The sequence below is a fragment of the Pseudomonas sp. PDM09 genome (assembly GCF_014852305.1).
In the GTDB taxonomy this organism is placed as follows: Bacteria; Pseudomonadota; Gammaproteobacteria; order Pseudomonadales; family Pseudomonadaceae; genus Aquipseudomonas.
On record NZ_JACVBI010000008.1, the window covers coordinates 154,981 to 178,385 of the forward strand.

General features: G+C 51.0%; 19 protein-coding genes. 9 read left to right on the forward strand and 10 right to left on the reverse strand.

The features are described 5' to 3' along the window. Positions 1-127: 127 nt before the first annotated feature. From IB250_RS20020 to IB250_RS20035, 4 genes are read left to right on the forward strand one after another with little or no spacing between them, the layout of a single operon-like run. Entirely contained in the window at positions 128-1,597 is a 1,470-nt protein-coding gene (locus IB250_RS20020) for a site-specific integrase (RefSeq protein ID WP_192345327.1), read from the forward strand. Next, positions 1,581-3,521, forward strand: a complete 1,941-nt coding sequence (locus tag IB250_RS20025; protein ID WP_318652701.1) for a hypothetical protein — start codon at positions 1,581-1,583, stop codon at positions 3,519-3,521. The genes IB250_RS20020 and IB250_RS20025 overlap by 17 nt, the downstream gene beginning before the upstream one ends. Beyond that, on the forward strand, positions 3,518-5,566 hold the full coding sequence (locus IB250_RS20030) for an integrase (protein ID WP_192345329.1): 2,049 nt from the start codon (positions 3,518-3,520) through the stop codon (positions 5,564-5,566). The genes IB250_RS20025 and IB250_RS20030 overlap by 4 nt, the downstream gene beginning before the upstream one ends. Continuing rightward, complete coding sequence (locus IB250_RS20035; protein ID WP_225603659.1) at positions 5,566-5,997, forward strand: hypothetical protein; 432 nt, start codon at positions 5,566-5,568, stop codon at positions 5,995-5,997. The genes IB250_RS20030 and IB250_RS20035 overlap by 1 nt, the downstream gene beginning before the upstream one ends. A gap of 210 nt (positions 5,998-6,207) precedes the next feature. Here IB250_RS20035 and IB250_RS20040 read toward each other — a convergent pair whose 3' ends face one another. Both IB250_RS20040 and IB250_RS20045 read right to left on the reverse strand, forming a co-directional pair. Beyond that, a complete protein-coding gene (locus IB250_RS20040; RefSeq protein WP_192345330.1) occupies positions 6,208-6,435 on the reverse strand; it encodes a BPSL0761 family protein in 228 nt (75 codons plus the stop codon). Between the two features lie 277 nt (positions 6,436-6,712). After that, complete coding sequence (locus IB250_RS20045) at positions 6,713-7,141, reverse strand: hypothetical protein (RefSeq protein ID WP_192345331.1); 429 nt, start codon at positions 7,139-7,141, stop codon at positions 6,713-6,715. 88 nt (positions 7,142-7,229) lie between these two features. Between IB250_RS20045 and IB250_RS20050 the strand changes: the two genes are divergently transcribed. Next, entirely contained in the window at positions 7,230-7,556 is a 327-nt protein-coding gene (locus tag IB250_RS20050; protein ID WP_192345332.1) for a helix-turn-helix domain-containing protein, read from the forward strand. A 265-nt stretch (positions 7,557-7,821) separates the two neighbouring features. Next, on the forward strand, positions 7,822-8,835 hold the full coding sequence (locus IB250_RS20055; RefSeq protein WP_192345333.1) for an MBL fold metallo-hydrolase: 1,014 nt from the start codon (positions 7,822-7,824) through the stop codon (positions 8,833-8,835). Positions 8,836-9,208: 373 nt separating this feature from the next. Here the strand turns inward: IB250_RS20055 and IB250_RS20060 are convergent, their stop codons facing one another. The 6 genes from IB250_RS20060 to IB250_RS20085 form a co-directional block, all read right to left on the reverse strand. Beyond that, entirely contained in the window at positions 9,209-10,543 is a 1,335-nt protein-coding gene (locus IB250_RS20060; protein WP_192345334.1) for an alkaline phosphatase D family protein, read from the reverse strand. Positions 10,544-11,728: 1,185 nt separating this feature from the next. Further along, a complete protein-coding gene (locus tag IB250_RS20065) occupies positions 11,729-13,834 on the reverse strand; it encodes a S8 family serine peptidase (RefSeq protein ID WP_192345335.1) in 2,106 nt (701 codons plus the stop codon). An 11-nt stretch (positions 13,835-13,845) separates the two neighbouring features. Beyond that, positions 13,846-14,916 carry a trypsin-like serine peptidase gene (locus IB250_RS20070; RefSeq protein WP_192345336.1) on the reverse strand — a complete coding sequence of 357 codons (1,071 nt, stop codon included), beginning with the start codon at positions 14,914-14,916 and terminating at the stop codon, positions 13,846-13,848. 10 nt (positions 14,917-14,926) lie between these two features. Continuing rightward, positions 14,927-15,835 (reverse strand): hypothetical protein, encoded by a 909-nt coding sequence (locus IB250_RS20075; protein ID WP_192345337.1) that lies wholly within the window; start codon positions 15,833-15,835, stop codon positions 14,927-14,929. Positions 15,836-16,392: 557 nt separating this feature from the next. Then, positions 16,393-17,064 carry a hypothetical protein gene (locus tag IB250_RS20080; protein WP_192345338.1) on the reverse strand — a complete coding sequence of 224 codons (672 nt, stop codon included), beginning with the start codon at positions 17,062-17,064 and terminating at the stop codon, positions 16,393-16,395. A gap of 5 nt (positions 17,065-17,069) precedes the next feature. Further along, positions 17,070-18,107 carry an ImmA/IrrE family metallo-endopeptidase gene (locus IB250_RS20085; RefSeq protein WP_192345339.1) on the reverse strand — a complete coding sequence of 346 codons (1,038 nt, stop codon included), beginning with the start codon at positions 18,105-18,107 and terminating at the stop codon, positions 17,070-17,072. 487 nt (positions 18,108-18,594) lie between these two features. Here IB250_RS20085 and IB250_RS20090 point away from each other — a divergent pair, with 487 nt between their 5' ends. Further along, the gene (locus IB250_RS20090; protein ID WP_192345340.1) at positions 18,595-19,185 is read left to right on the forward strand and encodes a sce7726 family protein; all 591 of its coding nucleotides are present in this window, start codon (positions 18,595-18,597) and stop codon (positions 19,183-19,185) included. Here IB250_RS20090 and IB250_RS20095 read toward each other — a convergent pair. After that, on the reverse strand, positions 19,169-20,197 hold the full coding sequence (locus IB250_RS20095) for a beta family protein (protein ID WP_192345341.1): 1,029 nt from the start codon (positions 20,195-20,197) through the stop codon (positions 19,169-19,171). The two genes, IB250_RS20090 and IB250_RS20095, sit on opposite strands and share 17 nt — an antisense overlap. 328 nt (positions 20,198-20,525) lie before the next feature. Here IB250_RS20095 and IB250_RS20100 point away from each other — a divergent pair, with 328 nt between their 5' ends. Then, positions 20,526-22,094, forward strand: a complete 1,569-nt coding sequence (locus IB250_RS20100; RefSeq protein WP_192345342.1) for an AAA family ATPase — start codon at positions 20,526-20,528, stop codon at positions 22,092-22,094. Then, positions 22,091-22,951 (forward strand): HNH endonuclease, encoded by an 861-nt coding sequence (locus IB250_RS20105; protein WP_192345343.1) that lies wholly within the window; start codon positions 22,091-22,093, stop codon positions 22,949-22,951. The genes IB250_RS20100 and IB250_RS20105 overlap by 4 nt, the downstream gene beginning before the upstream one ends. 207 nt (positions 22,952-23,158) lie before the next feature. Here the strand turns inward: IB250_RS20105 and IB250_RS20110 are convergent, their stop codons facing one another. After that, positions 23,159-23,314, reverse strand: coding sequence for a hypothetical protein (locus IB250_RS20110; protein ID WP_192345344.1), 156 nt, complete (start codon positions 23,312-23,314; stop codon positions 23,159-23,161). Positions 23,315-23,405: the final 91 nt, after the last annotated feature.

Genomic DNA, 23,405 nt, shown 5'->3' on the forward strand with positions numbered 1-23,405 from the left:
GTACCGGGGCTGATACGTGGCCCTCTGAGTAAGGCATGAACTTCATGCCATGAGTAAGTGCATCGAGTAGGGATGCATCGTGTAGGCCGACTCTCTAATGTTGACTCACTCAAATCAAAGGTGAGTCATGTCTTTTACCAATCCGCGTCACGAAGGTCGTCTAATACTCATCACTCTGGCCCGAGATGCTTTTTCCAGTTTGTATGTCTACGAAACTACAGGTGCAGCAGGCTTAATACTAGAAGGTGCTAAGTCGGAGGTTGTGTATCAGGTTAACGAAGTAGGCGCAGAGGATAACGGCGATCTATATCATCTGCCGTTTCTATTTCACACCGATGGTCGTCCCTGGAAAGAAGCAAATGCCTATTTGCTAAGTCTTTTGCGCAACAAATCGCCTTTGAGTCGTCGAACCGATGATGTTAGGCGTCGTGCTAGCAAGCTTCTCAGCTATCTCTTGTTCTGTGAAGATAGTAATTTGGATTGGCTGGATTTTTCTGGTGCTCGTCCTCCCCTACGCCCTACTTATAAATATTTCTATCACTTGATTAATGATGGTACTCGCAGTAACGCAGTGATCAATCAGCATACTTCTGTTGTATACCATTTTTATAAGTACGTTTCCGAATTCTGGTATGCCTTGGATATGGGTAGGGTCGACACGATAAAACAAGTCCGATTCCTTATTCATAGTCCCAAAGGGTCGAGGCTAATAGAGGCTGAAAAGCGCAGCCAAACACGGCGCACACCGGGGGTTAGCGCAGTGCCAATTGGGTTCGTTCGAGAAGACGGCGAGGACCTTAGACCGCTTTCAAATTCAGAGCTTGGAGAGTTTATGAATACCATTAGTGACGAAAAGCAATGGTCTTCAGTGGAGCGTTTGATTCTGCTTACTTCGCTTATGACTGGGGCTCGCAAGCAAACTGTTCTGACCATGCGTTTGAAACATCTTAATGCATTTAAAGAAGAAAAGTTGCTACCCGAGGGAACGTATAAATTACATGCTGGGCCGGGTACTGGTATTGATACGAAAAACGACAGTGCACAGACGTTATATTTTCCCAGGCAGCTTGCGGAAGAGTTGATCACTCTAGCTAGAAGTCCAATGATGTCGAAGCGTAGGCGAAAGCTGCGTGCGCATTTGGAGATGAGCTACTCTGGCATTTCAATGGTGGATGAGGATGTGTATTTGTTTCTTTCGGATCAAGGCAGTTGCTATTACATGGCAAAAAGTGATCCGAAATACTCGATTATCAGATCGCCCCAGACCGGGCAGGTAACAGATACGCTAAAACGAAAACTATCTAAAAAGATTACTGGCGATTTTCCGAAAGATTTTTCCTTTCACTGGTTGCGGGCGACCTACGCTTATCAACTTTACCAACGCTTACAAGTTTTGGTGAAAAAAGGATTGCTGCGTCCAGGCGAAGACATAGATTTTATTCAGAAGCGAATGCATCATCAGTCCAGAGTGACGACTGAAAATTATCTAAAGTTGTTTACGATGACTCATGAAAAAGTAATCGCTCAAGAAGTATGGGAGGGTGCGTTGTTTAATGGGACTTACGAAGCTTTGAAAATAGGTGAGTCCATTGAATAGTCAAGGTCAGTTAATGCACCGCGCTAATACGAAGATTATAACGCTCAATGAGGTTTTGCAGGAGTTTGCCGAACCTGAGCTTATACAGGTGCAATTGTCGCGTAGGCTACTAAAGAAGCCGTTAGATCTAGGTAGTCTTGCGTATTCTTCTCGTGGTAGAAATGTTGCTTGCCAAGATGATCGCGGTACACCAGTCCTGATCTCCTCATTCATTGAGAGTCGCCGTGAACTAATCGTTCGATTACTACTATCATTTGTAGGTTTGCGAGAGACGTCAGTTCTGCTTTGGTTTAAGAAAACTGAGATGTTCATTGATTGGCTAGATACTCAGGAGTATCGAGAGATTTTTGGTGGCGAAATTCAAGCTCAAAAGGCATATAGAGATTACACGGCGTACCTCAATCATCGTATAAAAATGCAAGAGATTAGCCCTGTTACTGCTTCCGGCTATCAAAGAGCGGCTACTAGGTTAATTGAATTATTATTTCCAGAGCGATTTCATTACATTCTGCTAGCTGCCGTTAAAATAGTTGCTCGGCGAGGGGCCGCAGTACGAAGTAATGCTAATGTTAAGTTATACAAAGACGTTTTTTTGTCAATTGCCCAGATCGGTAGTGATTTTGTTTTGAGAAATAAACCATATCCTTGTGTTGTGAGTGTCAGGGATTATGAAGTGGTTATGTTTCCTTCCACTTGTGGTGCTGTCACACCCTTTCGCAATGCAGTTCCTATTTACAATGGTCGGGAGCGTCGAATCGCAACCGTTGAAGAGTACAAGGATTTCGCTCAGAAAATTGGACGCAGGAAATCAAGAGAGTCCAATATTGTACGTGCTATTCAGTCCGCAGAGGCAAAGCTTATCAATGCCAATAATAATGATCGTCACTGGCACAGACTTTACATGGCTGAACTTGCGGCGAAAGCCTATGCTGGGCTTTTTTTGTTGATTACGGGAGCGACGCCAGCTGAGTTCGCCCAGTTTACTTATCGTGATGCTTTAGAGGTTGAACGGTCTCCTCTCAAGAAGGAGCTTTCAGCGGTAAAATTTCGCGCCGGAGGAAAAACTACCCTATATAACATTGGGCAAAAAAATGGTCTGCCGTTACTAAAGGATTACCTCAAACTCCGTGACTGGATTCTGAATGGAAGGCACGCTGAACAATTGTTTTTTTCAACATCAGTTTTTGACGATGCTGGTGTACTAATTGGTTTCAATGATTTTAAAGTTTCGGAGATTATGTCTAAGTTGTATCGATCTATTTCTGGGGTTTTTGTTGGATCTAGTGTGCCGAATCTTTCGGCTCGTGAAATGCGTAAGAATAAAAGCGTCGGACAGCATTCGGCTGGCTTATCTCTCGCAACTGTAGCGCAATCGCTGAATCACACCGAGGCTATGAACATTTCGACTTATGCAGAAGCATCGCCCGAGCAGCAAGATGCTGAGTTCAGCCGCTTTTGGAAATCAGTGCGCCTTGCCGCCTCCATGGTTCTAGAGCGCGGCGAATATGTTTCGGATAATAGAGTCTCGGTGGCGGCGGGCCATTGTGACAGATTTAAGCATCCGAAGCCGATAAGTGATATCAAGGCAACTATGCTTGAGCCGAACTGTTCCACCCAGTACGGCTGTCTTTACTGCACATACTATGCCTGTCACGCAGATGAGGAGGACCTGCACAAACTTATGAGCTTACAGTATGTAATAAATGCAGTGCGTGCGACGGCTTCAGACCCTTCACATGCTGAAGTGTTATATAAAGAATTGTCAATTAGAATTGAATTCGTTATTGACGCGCTATGTAGGCGCTCCGAATCTATAAAGAGCCTCGTTGAGACTGTTAAATATAAAGTATTTAATAACGGAGTTCTAACGCCTTTTTGGGAGAGGCGTCTCAGTCGCTATGAAAGCATGGGGGTAGTGTTTTGAGCGCAGCTATCGAATCCGTCGGAACAGTTTTCGGCACGGAAATCTTTTTAAGTCATTACGAGCCCGATAACGCTCCAGAGCATAATGCTGGGCCAGCCCCGAATTTCGTACTTTGTCGTGACGAAAAAGGAAATGCGACGGCAGTGTACGGCGATGATGTTTGGGATTTCAATCCGTACAGGCCTTCCGCAAAAAGAATTTCAAAAATACGCTTTGATGCAGTTTTTCATGTCGGCGGCCAAGAGCAGAAAGCGCTCAAAAGTGATGCAAAGCATCTACTGTACTGTATTATTTATTTTGGCGGTGGTGGACGTATTGGTCAGGTTAGTCACTCCACGATCAATCATTATTGGAGGATTTTACGCAGGGCCATGCTATTTTGTTATGCGCAAAAACAAAAGCCGTTAGTTGGTGTTTTAACTTTAGAGCAGTTATTTACTGTGCCTACCTATCTGTCGGCCTTCATTCGAGAGCAAGTCACTGGTTTTAATAAAGGCGTGCTATCTGGAATGCTCCTCAAGTTGGTGAGTGTAGGCGAAGCGCGGCTCGGTTATAAAGTACTAAATCCTTATGAGTTTGAGCTGAAGAATCCTGAATATAGGCAAACCCCGCTAATTCCTACACGGATATACCTGAATGCTATTAACATCTTAAGCGATTTGCTTAATCAGGCTTATCAAGGAGTCGAGGGGTATGAGTTTTTTATTGAATGTTTTGCTGATCCCAATTATGGGATGAGCTTCGCACATCAAAAAGGTCAAAAGCTAGGTGGAAGAAAGAACTTTCGTCCTACTATTGCGGAAGCAATAAATGATCATGCTCTTGATGAGGTGTTCATTGGAGAGTTTAGTTGTGCTTCCAAAAGCAAAGTTCAGACAGCGTTACTGAAAATCCAGTATGTGGCGAAGACGGTCATCCACCTTTATACCGGGATGCGCGATCAGGAAGTCACGCGAATGCCGTATAACTGCTTGCGTCAGGAAGTTGTTAGAGATCAACTAATGGATGATCAAGGGGTAGTGCGAGATCAGTCGCAAATAGTAAGTGTATTGTCGACGACGACAAAATATTCCGGTTATAAAGAAGGCGGTGCATGGTTCGCTTCGGATGAAGTTGTCAAAGCGGTCGAAGTTCTCAGATCTATTTGTCGCGGTCTCGCAAAACTTTATTCAGTTGAGTTAGAAGGTCCTTGTTCACTTTTTCTAAATCCAACTATAGTGGGGTACAGTAGGAGGTTTGATGAGGTCGGTGCTCCTACATTCAAAAAAACCAAGTTGCTCATGCTGAATGCGTTAACAATTAAGCCCGAGGACTTAACGGAGTTGGCTCAGAGCGACCCCTGCCGTGATTTTTATAGTGAGCAAGAATTTGCAGTCGGTCAGCCCTGGTCATTTGCTAGTCATCAATTTAGGCGCTCTTTAGCTTTTTACGGGAGCAGCAGCGGTTTTATTTCGCTTCCTTCTCTTCGAGCTCAATTTAAGCACATGACTCTTGAAATGGCGCGATACTATAGCAATAATTTTGACCGTCTACGCACGATTTTCGGTTATTACGACGATATGAAGAACGAATTTGTTTTGCCGAGTAATCACTTCGCTTTCGAATTTCAGATGGCGATGCCAATGTCTGTTGCAAACCAGTTGATTGCTGATCTGCTCTTCAGTGAGGAGCCATTGTTTGGCGGCACTGGCTCATATGCGCAGAAGCAAAAGCAACGACTTCAAGTTGGTGAAATAAACATTTTTGATGTCCGTGCTGATACGGAACAGCGCGTGAAGGATGGTGCGATTAGCTACCGTCCTACTCTTCTCGGTGGTTGCACGAAGGTCGGCCGCTGTAATTCATTTCTTCTTGGAGATTACGCAGAATGTTTGTCCTGTGAAGGTGCAATCATTAAACCGGAAAAATTGATGGTAGCTATTGAACAAGCGATTGAAGAGTTATCTTTCTACGCCGAAGGCTCTGGAGAATATCAAGTTGTGGATGATGACATCAAAAGGATGTCAGCCTTCAAATCGCGCCTTATCGATACAGTGGAGCTCTAATGATGGCATCTGGTCAGAATTTGAGTGCCGGGTTGATTGCTTGTGAGGAAGCACTGCAACGCCTCGTAGACGGTAAGCCTGTTATGCCCGTACATATTGGTTTAAATCTATCCAGGCTCACAGCCAGCATTGTCAGTCTTGAGGCTGGATTTGACCGAGGCTACCTCAAGAGGTCGCGCAAAGCTCATTTACCGCTGCTCGCAAGGATTGTTGCTCTTCGTGCTGAGTGTAATAAGGGTTCCGGTTCGTCGGACGCCAAAGGCATGGTTGATTTGGAGCGTAAGTTGGCACTTTCAGAAAAAGAGCTTGTAATGGTTCGTACACAGCGTGACCGTGTGCTTACGGAAAATATTCAGCTATGGGAGAGGTTGAGAGAATTGGAGCTAGCTGAGCGCCAGAGCAAAAACCTTCCGGTTCGGCTGCATCGCTGATCCTTACCTGACGATGGTCGGGACTGAGAGTCAGCAATCATACCTTCCTGGACCTTCGCTTAGCGCTTAATGGTATCCGTCTATTACGCGCACATTTGCGATTTTATCGCTGGAGTTTTGAACGACTGCTGGCGGGACGCTTACGAGGCTCCCGTCGTTTCGAAAAGTGCTGGTGCTCCTTTTGCGGCGCGGCCAATTGGTGTCATGGGGCTAATCTTCAATTGGCGAGCTAAAGACTGGCCCGAACAGCCCTGCTAATGAGTTTGTGTCTTCCTCGACACGGCCCGCCGTCACCATGTCCTCTCTGGTCGGATAGTGGCGTAAAAGAAATTCAGCGTCACGACGAATACGCTCTGGTAACGACATGTCGCGGGATAACTCGACTAGAAAGTCACGAGTCTGGATCACTGAGCGGGTGCGCTCATGCGGCATTGTCATTTCACCTCCAAACTGTCTTGTGTCCGGTAAGTAATGGCTGCGCTACCTTTTGCGAGCATGCTTGGCTATCAGCCTAGCGTCTGCGAACTCGTGGTGCAGGAACACGACAGGAATTCACTATCCCATTCGACTTTACGCATCAAGACAACCGAGACAAGGCAGTGAGTGACTGGGAGTCTAGGTCGAAGCCGTAAATCGGGATGTCGAGTCCTCAATCATACAATTTGTACTGACTGGGCATCGCATCAGAATCTACATAGAGTAAGTGAGGCTGCGACTAGCGTTGATAAAGCACTCGCTGATCCCGAAGCTTATCGCTTCGGATTAGTTCGGATTCGGGGTACCGCCTACCATTCTCCAGCACGTAGATGTAAACGAATTTTCCCGTCTGCTTGTCGACTGCTTCTTCTAAGGTGCCGAGACGCTCCATCATCCACGCCCCACTGTCGTTAACGTCCCCTGGACTGACGACCATGACATCGTTGATCCACAGTGCGTCACCACAATCATTGAGCAATTGCTCGAATTCGCGCAACTCCGGCATAAGGAGTGTGCATTGGCGCTGGTGCCCGGAGCGCACATATCCAATAGAAACGTAAAGCCAGATGCTGGCGAATGAGAGTTCTGCATAGCGCCAATGGCGTATGTCGGACTTACCAGCCATTAGCCCCAAAGGTACCTCAGCCTGTGCGTATGTCACCAACACGAGCGATTTTCCTTGTGAAATGAACACTATAGATTGTAGCTCTATGGTGTGCAATGGGGCTCTATCGTTCCTTTTGTGGGACGTATCGATGGAGCTGGGAAAAGCCTTTGGGATTACATTGAGACGTTATCGAATCAGAGCAGGGCTGTCTCAGGAGGCCTTTTCGTCTGTGAGCAGTCGAACGTACATTAGTACGCTTGAGCGAGGGCTCAAAAATCCCACGCTAGACAAAGTTAACGAAATCGCCTCAGTGCTTTCGGTGCACCCATTGTCTCTGTTAACGACCTACTACCTGACCCTCGATGACACGCTGTCAATTGATGATCTGATCGCCCGAATTCGTTCCGAGCTGATAGCCGCGAACGGAGACACAAACGATTGCTTAGCTTCGGACGCTTCGTTAAGGGATTGTTGATCCGGTTGTTGCTCAGTCACAAGTGGGTGTACTTGTCTTACTCGGTGGAAAGTCACCAGGTATCGAACCGGATGTTTCTATAGGTGCGGCATGGGCAGCGAGTCGATCCGCGACAAGGAAAACCGCTTCGACTACGAATATATGACCGACGACAAAGTATGACCTGTTACATGATCATGGAAATTGAGGGAACCACCTGATAGGTTGACGCGGTTTTCTGCTGGCGTTGCGCTAGTCTTCTAGGAGAATCCAGAGAGAGATAGCGATGCGTCTGGTCATGTTGCTTGTGGTGTTGTACTTGGGTGGCTGCGCCAAGGATCTCACTGGAAAGGAGCCAACCACACATGAAATTTTCGCCGAACCGAAAATAACCTACCTCGGCGTCGGTGGCTGGCTGCTGAAGTGGAAAGGCGAGGAACTGCTTTTCGCACCGTCTTTCAGCAATCCAAGTTTTCCGCCAATCCTGGTCGCTGCCAATCATAAGCGCATCGATGAGTACATGCCGAAGACGAAGAACGTAACCGTTCTGCTGATTGGTCATTCGCATTACGATCATCTACTCGATGTCCCTGTGATCATGCAGAAGTACACACCCAATGCCATCGCCTACGGTCCGGTCACCGCTGGCCACATCCTCGCCGCCGAGTCACTGAAGAGTCGGTTCGTGAACATGGAAGCGAAGATGATCCCGGTCAAGCGGGATGGCCGTGCCGTACCTGTCGTTGTGAAGTCCAATGATGAGCGCTGGGAACGTAACGGGCACTTCCGATTCCTTGCCATCCACTCTCAGCACGCACCGCACTTTGCAGGTATCGATCTCCTGCCAGGAGACTATGACCATGAGGTACTGAGCACACTCCCCAAAACGGTGTTCGGCTGGCGCGAAGGCACCACCATGGCCTGGCTGGTCGATCTGTTGGACGATGATCTCAAGACCGTAATCTACCGCATCCACTACCAGGACTCAGCCAGTAATCCACCGTACGGTTTTCCACCTATTCTGCCGGACAATAAGGGCGTCGATGTGGAGATCATCTGCGGGGCGTCGACAGACCAGGTCGAGTTGTACCCCGAGGCTCTGCTGAAGATCACTAAGCCCCGGAAGCTGCTCATAGGGCACTGGGAAGATTTTTTCGGGAACGATCCGCACCACCCGCAATTGCTGCGTGCACAGAAGGGATTAACCCCTCTGTTCGATCGCCTGAAACTGCAATATCCCGACGTCGCACCCTATCCGCTTACCGACGTTGCTCTGCCACCTCTGCCAAAGCAGGAGTAAAATCCGCGCCGGCGGTAACCCGATGGTGACTGACGACTCTACTCGTGCCAGCGGATGACTTTACGGCTTTCCTGCTGCTGGCTGCTTTCTGGTATTGGCCTATGTCATCGGCATACCATCGTCGAAATCGGGGCCGAGTCCGATCTGGCAAACAGCATTGGCACTCCCTCGTGCTTGCCATTCGGACGCCCGAATGCCCAATCTGGAACCGAACCACTGGTGAGCAGTCGGCGGCGATTCTGGCCGGCCAGGACAGCACACAGTACGCCGTCCTAACAGTCAGGGTTCTGCAGCTTGGGGCAGCGAGTCACCGGTGGCCCTTAGTTGCGGGATACCTCGTCGCTGCGGTACATCAAGCCACCCTGTGTTCGGCTCAGAGCTTTCCTTTGATCGCAGGTCTTATCGAAGTCGCCGGCTTAAACAAATCGTTTGTAGTTCTGTAAATGCCGAATTCGATGGGCTGCCCGCTGGTGACAGTGATGCTCATGACGTTCGAGTGAGCACCGTAGTAGGAGTTTTTCCTGATCGTGGATTTGTACTGAAGTCCACCGCTGGATTCTGTCTTGGGGGGTTCATAGTGGAACTCCAAGGGAAGGTCGGGTGTAAATTGGTTGATAGGACTGGACATGAGTTCCTGGATAACGACCTTGTTACCGTTGCTATCAGATATTTCCATGTCGGCGCAGTACGAGGTGTGCATATCGCCGGTCAGGAACACAACATTGCTGATACCATTCTTCAGAATGTGTCCCAGGATTTTTTCTCGTTGGGCCGTATAGGCTGGGGAACACCATTTATCCTGCCCTGGATTCTTCACAACACCCACGAAGGGCACGCTGGTAACAATGAACTTAGTGTTGTTTTTGTACTGGATCATCCAGGCGAGCAAGCTTTTGAGCTGCTTGTCATCGATCATCTGGTTTAGGCTGGATATGCGTGAGGTACGGGTATCCAGTACGAAGAATTGAACGTCGCCATAGTTGAAACTGTAGTAATACTGATCGGGGGCGCCAAGTGTCAACGGGTTGTGGGAGTGCTGGAACTCCCAATAGGTTTTGAGTGCGATGCGCGGCAGGGTACTGCCGAGTCCCCCGCGATCATTTTCGAAGTCATTAATGATCTCGTGGTCGTCCAGGATCATGTAATGCGGCAACTCCGTTAGTACCCGCTTGGCGGGGACGCAGTCATCCCAAGCGTCCAGATACTTGTCCCGGTAATGCTCCAGACTGGCCTCAGGCTTGAGCGGAATATCGGCATATATCTGATCTCCGGCATGAATCATAAAACGCGCTTGGGTTTTTGCCGCGACTCTGGAGATGGTTACCCAGGACTCGTCTGGCTTCTCCAGGACGCCGAGTGAGTGCAGGTTGCAGGAGCCGAGCAGAAAGGTGAAAGGCTGCTTGTTCGTCTTCGGGAATGTCTTAAACCGGCCTTCGGTATAGGCTTCCCTAATGCGTGCTTCTGGCGGGTCTTTAAGTGATTTTGCAAAGGCAACTTTGATCTTGTAATCAGTATCAGCGGTCAATCCGTTGAAATCATGAACCGCGGTAAAAAACTCAGGCTCCTGGGTCTGGATAGAAATCTCGTCCAGTTTCTTGTCGTTGGTAGGGTTGATTAACTGAACGAAAGCGACTGGCCAGCGTTGTGATGCTCTAATCCAGATCTTGGCGGTCGTGTCCGTAGTGTGTCCCAGAATAAGTCTCGACATTCGAATGTTCCTTTTGTAGGCGGTTCCATAGCGTGCCAAGTCATTGCTAGCTTGGCCGAGATGCGCTGAGGACGCTACGAATCGAACAGCTTGTTCTGGTGAGCAAATAGGTTCGTTACATTGTCAAAAGCGCTCGTAAGGGAATTGTAGATTCCAAAATTGCGTATGCCAGTTTTCTCGGCGGATTCCTCGGAGCACCAGGGCAGGGGGCACATTCAGGGTTGATTGATTCTCTGGTATGCCTGGCCGTTCGAGAACCGAGGGTGGCAGTTGCTATTTACCACCCCTGCGCCGAAGGCGATGATTGAGCTACTTAAGCACAATGGTAGTCGCTTCTTCAGTGAAGTATGAGTCAAGAGAAGGCGTTTTCGAAGGGAGCGGACGATCTTGGGAAACTCAGATTCGCCCAGGTTCGTCGTGTTAGTTGAGAGCGCGCTTCTGGCCGTTCTCTGTTGATCATGGTAAAGCGTGCTGGTCAAATCCGATGCAATCGGTGGTCAGAACGAATGCAAATGACTGGTCAGGTCGAATGCAAACAGGTGGTCAAGTGGATTGCAATTTCGCAACCAGGTGTCGAACCGGATGTTTCTATAGGTGCGACATGGGAATAGGATAAGTTTCCGTGTATTCCCCCTCACTACGTGTCAGGTAAAAATTGAATAGCGCAGGAGTGTTTATGAAAGGCCGAAGGAAGGATAAAACCCAGAAGTGGCAGTTGTGCGCTCAGTTCGAAGCTGAAGCTCTCGCTTTGGCTGGCACGAGGTCGGCCAATCAAGAGCGGTTCGTTCGGGTCGCCATCCAGATAGGCCGCAGCGCTGAGCCCGTAGGGGTAATGGCTGGAACCTCTAGCGCAGAGTCTTCCGCAGTCTAGAACTCTGAGCGACTTTTTCGCTTCTATCTTTAAATTCATCAAGATAACGCAGATGCCCCGTGGCGGGCCTGCTATGGGACGTTACCTCGAAGCTCGAAGTAGCCTACGAAACCCGGGGCGATTCACATCGACGTGCTGTTCATATCCGCTTGGAAACGTCTACCAAAAAAACAGTCGGCGATACGTGCAAATCGCCGGCGGGAGCGCCTCGATCAGTCTCTGTTCCCCAAATTCTGGTGCCGCGAAGGTCGACGTGCAAATACAGGATTTGCCTTTAGACTGAAGTCTGATCGTCGTTTGGTGCTTGTAGAGAACTAATCCGGATCTTTCTTAACCAGTTCAATAAGTTGTTCAGCCGGGATATCCAGCGCACCCTGCGTTGTCGCTACTGGTATGAACATGTCCCCGACCTTCACCCACTTGGGTTCAAAGTGAATGGAGTTCTCTACGCCATCAAAAGTGGTCTTGAGGATGCCTTTACATATGGCCACTTCTCCATTTAGCTCTCCCGAGAAGATCACGACTGATCTAGAGTCTATCCGTTTCAAGGATCGCAAACGCCGGTAGTCCCGCTCTTTGCCGTTGCACATGGCACCCGAAAAAAGGGTCACCTTACCAAGGTAACTCTGCTCTGTTTGCTCGGGCGTTTTGAAGGTGATGTAGTCTTGCTTGAAATACAGCGCTTTGGCGATGTTTAGCCTCGACATGGAAGCGACCCCGTTGCGGCTCGGTTCGTTGGCTAATAAGTCACCGCTGATTATCAATCGGTTCTTGATCTCGCGGGCTAAATTGTAAGGTTTCACCACGGCGAGCAAGCCAGCCGCAAAGGAAGCCAGTGCCGCGGATTGAGAGGTACCCGTTAGAGGAACTTCTTCGCTGGTGGCGTCGAGCCAGGAGGAAATATGGCAGCCTGGCGCGGCAAGATCTACACGCTCCTTACCTCGATTACTGAACTCCGACAAAGTTCCGTCAGCATCCACAGAGGCCACAGTTAGTACATTTGTACGGGTAGGGCCTCCAAGTGATGCAGGGAGTAAACGCCCATCGTCTAGAGGTATGGTCTGATTCCCGGCGGCGGCAACAAAAAGAACGCGTGTGCCGTTTTGAGAGATCAAACGATCGAAAGTCGGGGCGACAGAGTCTTCCAAGGATGTGTCGAAGACAAGGCTTAAGTTGACAACGGCTGGACCATTGACCTGTCGCATATAGCTGTCGAGCAATTGCTCTGCGCCGATAGACAGTTCCTCGGTACCTTGAGATAAGGCAAAAATTGACAATCGCAACTTAAATTCGCTGCCAATCTTGAGAGTGTCCCGTGGGGCCTTTCCATTTATGGCAGACGGCATCTGAAAGCTCGGGCCACCCAGCACTAGACCAGCTACATGGGTGCCATGCCCGCTGTATTCGTCGATCTCGTCGATGGCCGTATAACCGTTGCCGAAGTTAATTGGGTGGAGGGATGACTGGACGAATCTGGGGCCAACCCATTCCCTCGCACCAGCATAGAAGCCGGAAGGAGCGAATATTTCAGAAGGAAAACGTTCGGACGGCTGTAAATTGTCTCCATCCATAGCCGGGCAGTTTGCAGTATGGCAAGGAACGCCAAAGAAGCCATTGTCTGCTACAGCGACCGTGGCTGTATTGAAGTCGATGTTTTGTTCCTTTAACCATTCGATGGCAGCCACTACCGCCTCGGGTTTGAATGGATAATCCAGGGTCCCATCCGATGAGCAGTCACTGTTCCCCCCTTGAATCACTCCGCTACCTATAGGAGCGATCCGGCCGACTCGGATAGGATCAGTCTTTACCATCACCTCGCGCCCGCCAGCAGCCTTCAGGCCAGAACTGAACTCCGCAAGTTGCGTCGGCGCGACCCTCAGCAAGGTTCTGTAAGTTTCGAAAGGAAAAGTCAGAACCGTACCGTAGGAAAAAGTCTGGCCTACTTTAATGCCACTATCAAAAAAATAGGCTTTAAGTCCAGGGCCATTCGCGTACTCGCCAGTCAGCAGCAGCCTGATGGAAGTGAAACTATCTCCTTTGCGCGCTGTGTATTTGAGCGGTCCGCCCACACGTAGGCAAGCAGGCCACAGTAGGTTGTAAGTGAGAGGACCAAGTCGTATTCCGCGCGGGATCAACACAGAGTTGTTCGCGTTATCCAGTTGATCAAGATAACCGTCCTCTACGATGCCACAAAGCTGGACCGCAGTTTGCTCGGCGGTCATATCGGCCGCTTCAGGAAACTCCTTCGCATTCAGTTGGGTGGGCTTGCTGTGCTTTGCAATAAACGCTACCACAGAGGCATTCGGAAGCGCCCCGACAGCTCTAGCAACGACGCGGATATCTTCCGTTGCACGGAGGTTTGAGTTCACCATGAAAAGGAGGGCTAGCAGTATTGTCATACACTTAGGCGAAGCTGGCATAGGTTCGCTCTCTAGATACGGCAGCCTTGATTTCCGGATTGTAGGTTAAAGCCGCAAATGACACGTGGATGTGCTGGATTCTTCCCCTCACCTTTTGCAGTCCAGCGTTTCACAAAACTTCTAAATTCCTTGGTGCTAAGTGGTGAGAGGTAGGAATAGAAAGCTGGCTGAAGATGGGTAGCGGTGGGTGTGGCTCCCAAGGCGGAATTCACGGCGATCACACGCCTAGCTCCGCCCTGTTTTGGAAACATCACCGGCCCGCCGGAGTCCCCATAGCATAGAGCCGGCTCGCGCCCACTTTCCGAAAGCGTACGCCAGTAAAGAGCGGGCCTCCCTACATTGAGACTCACTGTAGTAGCTTCGATCGGCCGCTCTCCAATTCGCAGGACTCGGTGACCGTCCTTATAGGTATAGTGAGTCTCGTCGTTGGAAAGGCCGAGGCTGTCGCAACCGTGTCCGACGAGCGTCACAACCTCCGCGATCTTGAGGTCTGTGTCTAACGCGATCATTTCGTACTTAATGTCCTCGACGCGCCGGTCTAGCTCGCACAGCGCATAATCCGCTGCAGAGCGGGGAACTCCCGAATCATTGACCCTCCATCGCAAGTAATCCTCGCTTAGGTCGCAGTTCATTTTGTAAGGATTGCCAGTTGCGACAAAGCGCACCTCGGCGGTTAGCGCCGGTTCGCCGTCCTCGCCGGGCGCTAGGTGGGCGTCCACGCAGTGCGCGGCAAGCAGAACAGTACGGGGCCCCACTAAGGTCAGCGAGCACATTTCCCCATCTGAAATATCGGAGACTGCCACAGCTCGCCAGTCTAGAAGATCGACGACAACGGTTCCGCCCGACAGTTGTATCTTGGTAACCCCCAGCTTCAGCGGAAGAGACCTAAAAGAAAGCTTCTGTCCAGCTTTTGGGGGGTGACCTGGCGCCCAGACTGGAGCCATTAGCCCTTCGTCCGCAGGTTTAACGGGTGGGCCTATCTTGATCGTTTCAGCCGCCAGCGCGACGCGGTCGGACGGCAAGCCTACGATGGCTGCAAACATCAGAGCAGAGAAAATTGTGAATGCATTGGGTCGAGCCATGTTTGACCTCCTATTTCTTGGCGACCGCTTTCTTAGCCTCCGCCTCCTTGGCTTCTTCCGCTTTGTCGAGGGCGTCCTTGATGGCCACCGCTTGAGTCACAGCGGCTGTAATCAAGGCGTCTGCCGTGGCCGCCGAGTCCTTCTCGTTTTTCACCGAGACGCCGCACTGACTGTGGAATTCAATATGCCCTGTCCTAGGGAAGGCCACGAAGTCGACGAAATTCGGGTCGGCAACTTTACCGCGCCAGCTATATACAGTCCTATTGGTGGCGTCGGTGGAGACATAAGTGAGGGCTACCTCGCGGCACGCCGAATAAAAGATCCCGTGCTGTGGATTCTTTAGGAAGTCCTGATAACTTGGGTCTTGGACCGGGACGGCAGTTTTTGGTGCCGCACCCCAAGCGATTGTTAGACCAGGGCTGAGGGTTATCTCGTTCTTGTTGCCGCGATCGTCTCGCGGTAAAGCCCAAACACAGGGGCGAACGGTCAGAGCATCACACGGCTGTCCGTCGGGTTTGGCGGCCGCGCCGACTGCGAGCGGTACAACGACCTTCAGGACATTGCCTACGTTCGTAATAATTTCAGTGCGCTGGTCGGTGACGTCGGAGCTCGCCGTAGCTATCAAGTCCGTGTCGGGTACCTTCGTGAGGTTGATCGTGGTCTTGGTCCAAAAAGGGTCGGCGCCAAGTATCATGACCCGGCGCGTCGTATCTTCAAGCCGGCGGTTGGTCACCACAAATGGTTCCGCCGGCGGTTTATCTCCGGCCTTAGCGACTTTCAGCTCGATTGTCAGCTCGTTCTTCTGGCGATAGAAACTATCGATTAGTTTCGGCTGACGTGCTGTCTCGCCCGGGGCAGTTGCTTCTACGTAGCGGACCGTCGGGTCGACGGTGCAGGCAGATAACGCAGCAACTCCCATCAACATTGCACCTACGGGCGTGATTCGCGATATCCACATAGCTCAACCCATCCCTAGATGAAGAATGATTTTCCTAAATGAATGCGGCAGCCCTACGAAGATGGACGAGGATAAGATCAGGCCGCCAGTAAATAGACTGTAGCCATTGTTTTGCTATCGTCCAGTCTAGGATCGACTTCTGACCTATGGATCGTGGCCTGTCAGGTGTTTCGTATACGCATGAACGTAGAAAATCAGGTCCGGCCATGGGCGCTTGGGCGCTCGAACTGGGGGTATTTACAGGCTCGCCACGCAGCGGGCGAGCGAGATTGCTGAGCTGTTGCCGCACAAGTGGACATTCGTTTAGCCATGCAAGGTGTGTTGGGCAGACGCTTACAAAGAAAACATTCCTTTGCCTTGTTAGCTTGGGCTTGGGTTACGCGAAACGACTGATGCGATAGGTCGCCACTCCTATGAGTCGCCAAGAAGAATCGCCAGGCTGAAACCATTTGGAAAAACTCAATTGATGAGGTGTCTTCAACACGACTCAATTCCAGTGATGCAATCAGCCTTGAGGCTCAGGCCGAAGCGTTAGCCGGGGTGTGACGCCGGCTCGAGTTTTTGAGCTCCAGAAGTACCCATCGACCATCCGTTTCGCGTTGCAGATCCGCTACGAAGCTGTTCAGGGCCTCTTTCACGCTGGCGTGATCAGCAGTCCGAGAATGTCCGAATGCCAAGCTAAGCGCCTTATCGACATCATTTCGGGCGCGGACTTTCGCTGACACATCGTCAAAATTTCCATGTTCCAGGATGAGCATGATCGCCTCCTCAAGGCAAATCAGACGCGCCCAGATGCCTGCTACGGCTGCATGGTTGTCTATTTTTGACAGTGCTACGAATGCTCTCTTGTCACCGCTGACCATGCAATCGCTAGGACTTTGATACATGGCAGCAAACAGAACGGCCTCTCCGGAATCAATGTCTGGTCGCTCAACATCAAGAAAGTAGTTCGATTGCTCAACTCGCACCTCGACGAGGCTGGCATGGCGAACCAGCTCCTTGGCAAGCTCTACGGCCTCCTCTGAGCCGAGCTTTTTCAGCGCCGCCGGCGGATTGTTTAGCCGAAGCTGAAAGGGCAGTTGAGGCAGTACTGCAAGATCCGTCAGCCGACAATCCAACGCGCGGATTAGCTCGTGGATGAGTTGGTACTGGCACAACTTACGAGCTGCGTCACTGTCAATAAGGTACAAAGCGCTTACTCACCAAATCCCTGGATCGTCAAAAGGTACTCCTGATTCTCGATGCTCAACTCGTCAAGTGAGATGCCATCTCGAAAGTACCGCTCTATCACTTCTATCGCATTGGGCTGGGAAGGACTGTATCCCAGAGCCTGATTCGCACGAGCCCAATCATTGTGCTCTTTAGCGTAGGAAAGAATCAGGTGCCCAGGGTCTATACCAAGTTCCCGCCCAAGCACGACTGCTTTGGCAGCGAGCGCTGTACCCGATGTTAGGCGTCCCACTGTCGATAAGGGCTTGGTATGCCCATTTCGAATCAGGGACAGCGCGAACGCGTCTGCCTCACGCTCTTCTGTGTCCTTGCGCTGGTTCGTTACCTCGATCAGTGAGTCTGTAACCTCGGCGAGATCCTCGTCGATCAGTACGCCGTCTGTACCCAAGTGACCGCAAAGGATGTGGCCAAGCTCATGTGCTAGGACAAAAAGCTGCCGCGGATGCTGTGGGCTGTTGAAACCCAGGACGATGACCGGTCGGCCATCAATGCTCACCGCCATACCCGTTATGCGCTTGCTGGCTTTGGGGAGATCCTTCAGATACAGCACAGGGATGCCATGCGCCCAGCAAAACTGGAGCAGACCTTCGAAGTCGACATGATTTCTGCCGGTTAGCTCGAGAATTTCTTCTCGCAACGCCTTAGGGGCTGTCGTCGGGGGGGTATACCCCGTCTTCACACAAAACAAAGCCAGCTTGGCGATCGCGACGCCCAGACTTGTAGAAACATTGAGTTCGGACTCTTTGGTATCCGAGCGGCGCTTAAACCTAGCTCCGCGCGCATCCGCCTGGATGTGCAGCTCGCCATCGAGCCCAAAGCTGGCCTCTAACCCTAAGCGTTGCTTGAGGATCAAAGCAAACTGGAGGGCGCCGGCGCTGGTTTTGAACAGGCTATTGTCCCACCAGTCGGGCAGGAGTTTCTCAATATAGGATCGCGGGTACCCCGCAGCCTTCAGGCTACTGAACGCTGACTTCACTGTCACTGGGGCGGAAGCCTCATCCATAGCTCCTCCTGTTTACCGCTTTGCAAGCTACCATTTTCACAGAGACGCCTTATGGTGGGCAAATAGCAATTGCGCGAGTCGCTTTGCATGCTGATCGGACCCGTCCCAGACCGTCGTCAGGGCGTCCATGAGAATAGACGAAGTGCGCGGGTCAGCCTGCTCGGCGTAAATTGAAATTTCTGCATAAATGCATAGGCGCTTGAGTGTGCTAGTCACACGCTGCGGCTGTAGGTTCAGGTTACGGAGAATCTGGGACTGGTTGATCCCTGTAACCTTTGATATTCCTGAACTTGAAACTACTCCCCGCCGCTCAAAAAACTGGCGAAGCTCGTGCTGAATTTGGCGGACGTCTTTTATGCGATTCATACTTAAATATTAGCATATTTGCATAAGTATGGTGCTGGCTTATCATTGAGGCATACATGATCCAATGGGTTAAACTGTACGGCTATTTACAGGCGATATTTCTTATATCAGGGCTACATCGATGCGTGAGGCAGAGATCAAGCGAGCATTGGCGCACCACTTGGACTGTGTTCGTGACAGCGTGTCGAGCATGATTCTTGAGGAGCTGCAGCTCAGCGGAGGGGAGATCCGAGCGGATGTTGTCGATGTGCATGACATGCACTGTTACGAGATCAAAAGCGAAGGCGACTCTCTTAAGCGGTTGCTAGGCCAGGGCGGCCGTTATGCGCGGGTGTTTGACCACGTCACTCTGGTCACCACTGAGCGTCACCTGAAAAAGGCAATGCCCATGCTTCCCAAGTGGTGGGGAATCCTTCTCGTCCCGGAACATGAAGATGACCAGTTTAAGCAGGTGCGAGTCGCCAAGCCCAACAAAGGGCATGAGCCTGAAGTTCTCGCGACGCTGCTTAAGCGCGAAGAGTGCATGTCGATCCTGGAGCAGCGTGGATCTATTCGCGGGTGGCGAGGCAAGAGCCTATACATGCTTCAAGAGCGTGTGGCGGAACTGCTCACGCTGGACGAGCTCAGGGAAACAGTTCGCAGCTTCCTAATGAGGCGTGGGGAGGCTCCTGTTGAAAGGGAACCTTACGACCTGTTCAGTACTGCTCTTTGACGACGTAGGAAATGTGATGAATCCAGGCCTCGGTGAGGTGCGAGGACGCACCTGACTTCTTATTTCGGTCTGGTACGCTGTCGTCCGCTCGGATCGCCATCTGACGGTCACCCAGAGAAAACTCCGCTCCCTTGAAGTCATCAGCGTATGTGTTGACCAAAATGACGGACAGGTTGATAGAGTCTTGCTTGCGCTTACCGGTGGCTTTAAGGATCAGCCAGTCCTTCGCCCTGGTGTATCTGATGGCCACCTTCTTGGCAATCTTCTTCAGGATGTCCTCGGTCCACTTCGGCGACAGGATGCCGTAATCGGAATAACCCAGGGCAAGCTCAGGGGCGACGGCATTCAGTTCCTTCCACAGCTTCCAGTCATTTCGATCATATTCCGCCATCGTCGCTACATCGACCAGGCTTTCTGGATAGGCACCTGAGGTAAGGTGCACGGTCGTGTACCCGAAGGCCTTAAGCTTCTGCAGGCTCCCCGCGAACGACTGCAGCACCTCAGGGGTCCATGACGAAGGAGACTCACCGAGATCTACCATCAGCCGCGGCGACACATTAAGTCCGCTCAACATCGTGAAGGCGCTTCCTGTCTGGTCAAAATGCTTCTGCGACAAGGTCAAGCCTTCTGCTCTCAAGCGCACAACGACTGTCTCGAATGTCGAGAGCAGTTGTTGCATTTTATCGTTGAGCTCCAAAGCATCGCGGGAATCGATGACCGGAATGATGGGATAGGTTTTGTCGCCGGCGACGGCCAAGAAAGACTCAAACTCCTTCATCCGGCGGCCATCCAATCGGCCGGAAGGATCGGCATAGTCGACGAGCACTGTCCCTTTCCAGTAGTGATACACCTCAGACATCAACAGTTCGTGATACGTGACACCACGCACTTCAATGCATGGCCATACGTGATCGATGAGCTCCTCCCCTATAGCTGAAAGCGCTTTCTGCTCAGCCTTCTGCCATTTGATGACGGGAATGTAGGGTGGGTGGCTAGGGTGTTGGGACGGCATTTCCTCTCCTTGGAACATAATGCTGGTTAGCCATCATGGTACGTCCACTCGAACGATTAGGCGAGCGCGTCGAGGTACGCCCTTTAGGCTAAGGATGATTGCGAGATTTTCGAAACAAATGCGGCTAATCGACAGCGAGCCAATGCCAAGTGAGATTTGAACGTGATCAGGTCATGAGAATGCTGTAACGACCGGAATTGACCGAGGCTTAGCATTAGGCGAACAATGGGCCAGCAAATCCCAGGTATAGGGAAGGGTCGATCTAGCCGAGAATTGAAAACACTTCGTCAGATCGTAAGACTCAAACCATGGACATCAGGTTGGGAACATGTTTACGGTCATTGATTCAGTGCAGGGGATCCCTCCTCAAGTAGTGTCCCAAGTTTTTCTTCTTGTGGATCACTGGGATGATTGGTTCAAATTCCGGACGACATTTAGGCTTATCGTTTTTGACGCGGCGGGAGTTCGCTATATTCCCGGATCCGTAAAAATTGGCCAAGCTAGCCTGCTCCCAGCGCGAGGCGGTTCGGTTCTTCCACCAGGAACCCGCACTCCGAATCTACCAGTTAGTTTTCCAGCTCTCGATCCAGTGCAGTTTTTCTCGCTAGGCCTGGATGAGGATTATTACGCCACTCTTGCATCGCTACCCCAAGGCTTTGGCGCGGTTATTTTACGAGGGCTATGTGACTGCGCCTTTGACCTCCAAATTTTCAATAACCATCGCAACGAAGAGGTGATGGGCGAGTCATTGCTCCGTTCAGTGACAGAACAAAACGTGCGCAATCGCCTGAACCGTCTAGCACATGGCAACGCGGTCCTGACCCGATTTGAATTTGAATACACGCTTCCACTGCCACCGGCGCCTATAGATGGCGGTGTTCCAGCGCCACCGCCACCAACTATGCAATTCCAAGTGATTCCTAACGCCGAACCACCTACGAATCTTCACGTGCTCGTAGGAAGAAACGGGGTGGGTAAAACACGCTGTGTACAAGGCATCATTAATACTCTGCTGGAGCGAGATACTGAATCTGCGCCACGAGGAGTACTACGACGGCTAGGAACGAATCAAGATGAATGGACATTCTCGGGGCTGGTCTCGGTATCGTTCAGTGCTTTTGATAGCTTCGAGTTGCCGCCCCCGGCTGCTATGCGGCTCAACGCGGTTTTCGTTGGCCTGCGATCGCAAAGAGAAGTAGATGGGCGCATTGTTGAACACCTCAAAAGCTCCCAAGAATTAGCGAACGATTTTGTTTTAAGCCTGGAAAGATGCCAAAGCGAACCTAAAAGGGCACGCTGGCTACGCGCTATAGCGAGCCTAGCCACCGATCCACTTTTTGCAGAAAACGCAGTTGAAACTCTCATTGAGCAGAGTGAGGACTGGCATGGCCGCGCCAGTCGCTTTTTTGGACTGCTGAGTTCGGGACATGCCATTGTTTTGCTCACAACCACTCGACTCGTCGAGCTCGTTGATGAGCGCACTCTCGTGGTTCTAGACGAGCCCGAAGGTCACTTGCATCCACCGTTGCTCTCGGCTTTTATTCGAGCTGTAGCTGATCTCCTAGTCGCTCGGAATGGTGTTGCCCTGATTTCGACACATTCTCCTGTAGTGCTGCAAGAAGTCCCGCGAAGCTGTGTTTGGATGCTGAGAAGAACCCGCACACATTCAGCGGTTGAACGCCCATCCATTGAGACCTTCGGAGAAAGTGCCGGTGTCTTAACTCGAGAAGTGTTCGGTTTAGAGGTCACTGATTCAGGTTTTCATCAACTCATCACTGCCGTTGCTCGCCAACCTGGTCAAACGTTTGAAGCCGTCGAAACCCATTTTAGAGGACAGTTAGGAGCCGAGGCGCGAGCCCTTGCGCGAAGCCTTACCACTCGAAGGGATGTGCCGTGAAACGCCTAAATCCGCCTGTGTTTGGCGCCACGTTGACCGTCGAGACCTGCGCTGCTGGCATCTCCATCCCTGAACGAGCTCAAGCGTTGATGGATGCGTTACCCGTTATTCAAGCCTCGGAGGTTGAATATCGAGAGCTAGGCTCATCCGCACGCCTATTTGAAATCGCCGAAAGCACTACGGTCACCCCACAACTCAGTGCAGATTTGATGGGGGTAATCTATAAGTCGCACTTTGCCCGTAAAGGGTCGCCGTCGAGATCTCTCTACGAAGAGATCAGGATGGCTCCGGAGTTCGGCATCTGCCCGCTGTGTGCTCAGAGGATTGTCGCTACAGTTGATCATTACTTGCCTCAAACTCGCCACCCGAAGCTCAATCTGACACCGGTAAATCTTGTTCCTGCGTGTTCGGACTGCAATAAACGCAAACTAGCGGGAGTCGCTACAAGAGCGGAGGAACAAACCCTTCACCCCTACTATGACGACCTGGGAAGTGAGCGGTGGCTTGTTGTCGAGATCCAGGCATCCTCTCCTCCAACAATTTCTTTCGCAATACGATCCCCGAGGGTATGGGGTGCAGTGCTCGCAGCCAGAGTACAGCACCACTTTCGCGTGATGGGCATCAACGAGCTTTACGTCGCACAAGCGGCTAGCGAAATGGCAGACATCTCGTACTCACTTGAGAACGTGGGAGCCAGTGCAGGCCCAAATGGCGTCCGCCAACATCTTGATGAACAATTTCGATCACGATACGCCCGAGACGCCAACTCTTGGAGAACGGCGCTGTACGAAGGGCTCAGAGACTCGGATTGGTTTTGCATTGAAGGCTACCGAATGATTCGCAGCCCACGTACATGAATGATATCTGGTGTCGTTTGATGCTGAGGTTCCAGATCGACTCCGAGTGGCACTCGCTGTATAGCCTGCAAGTTTAGGCTTTCGAAATTAATGCGGCTTGAAAATACTGCGAGACGGCATTTGCTAACGTTGAATTGAAAACCTGTTCACTAATTAAAAAAGGGCCCGCATTATGCGGGTTCTTGTTCAACCTATCGGCATTCTCTTTCACTTCAGACTGGCGATCAGGTTTCTCTGTTGTGCCACTGCCTCGGCGGCTTCACTTACTTGCTCGCGACGGTACTGTCCTGACTCTTCGTGGCGACGGTCTTGAGCACCGCTGCCATCCTCGCGATGCGCCTTTGCCTGCTCAATTTCTGACATATCCATACTTTCCTTATCGTGGGCGAAAACGACGCCTTACTGTAGGTCTAGCCCTTTAAACCGGGGCTGTGGGAGTGCTCGATTAGATGTC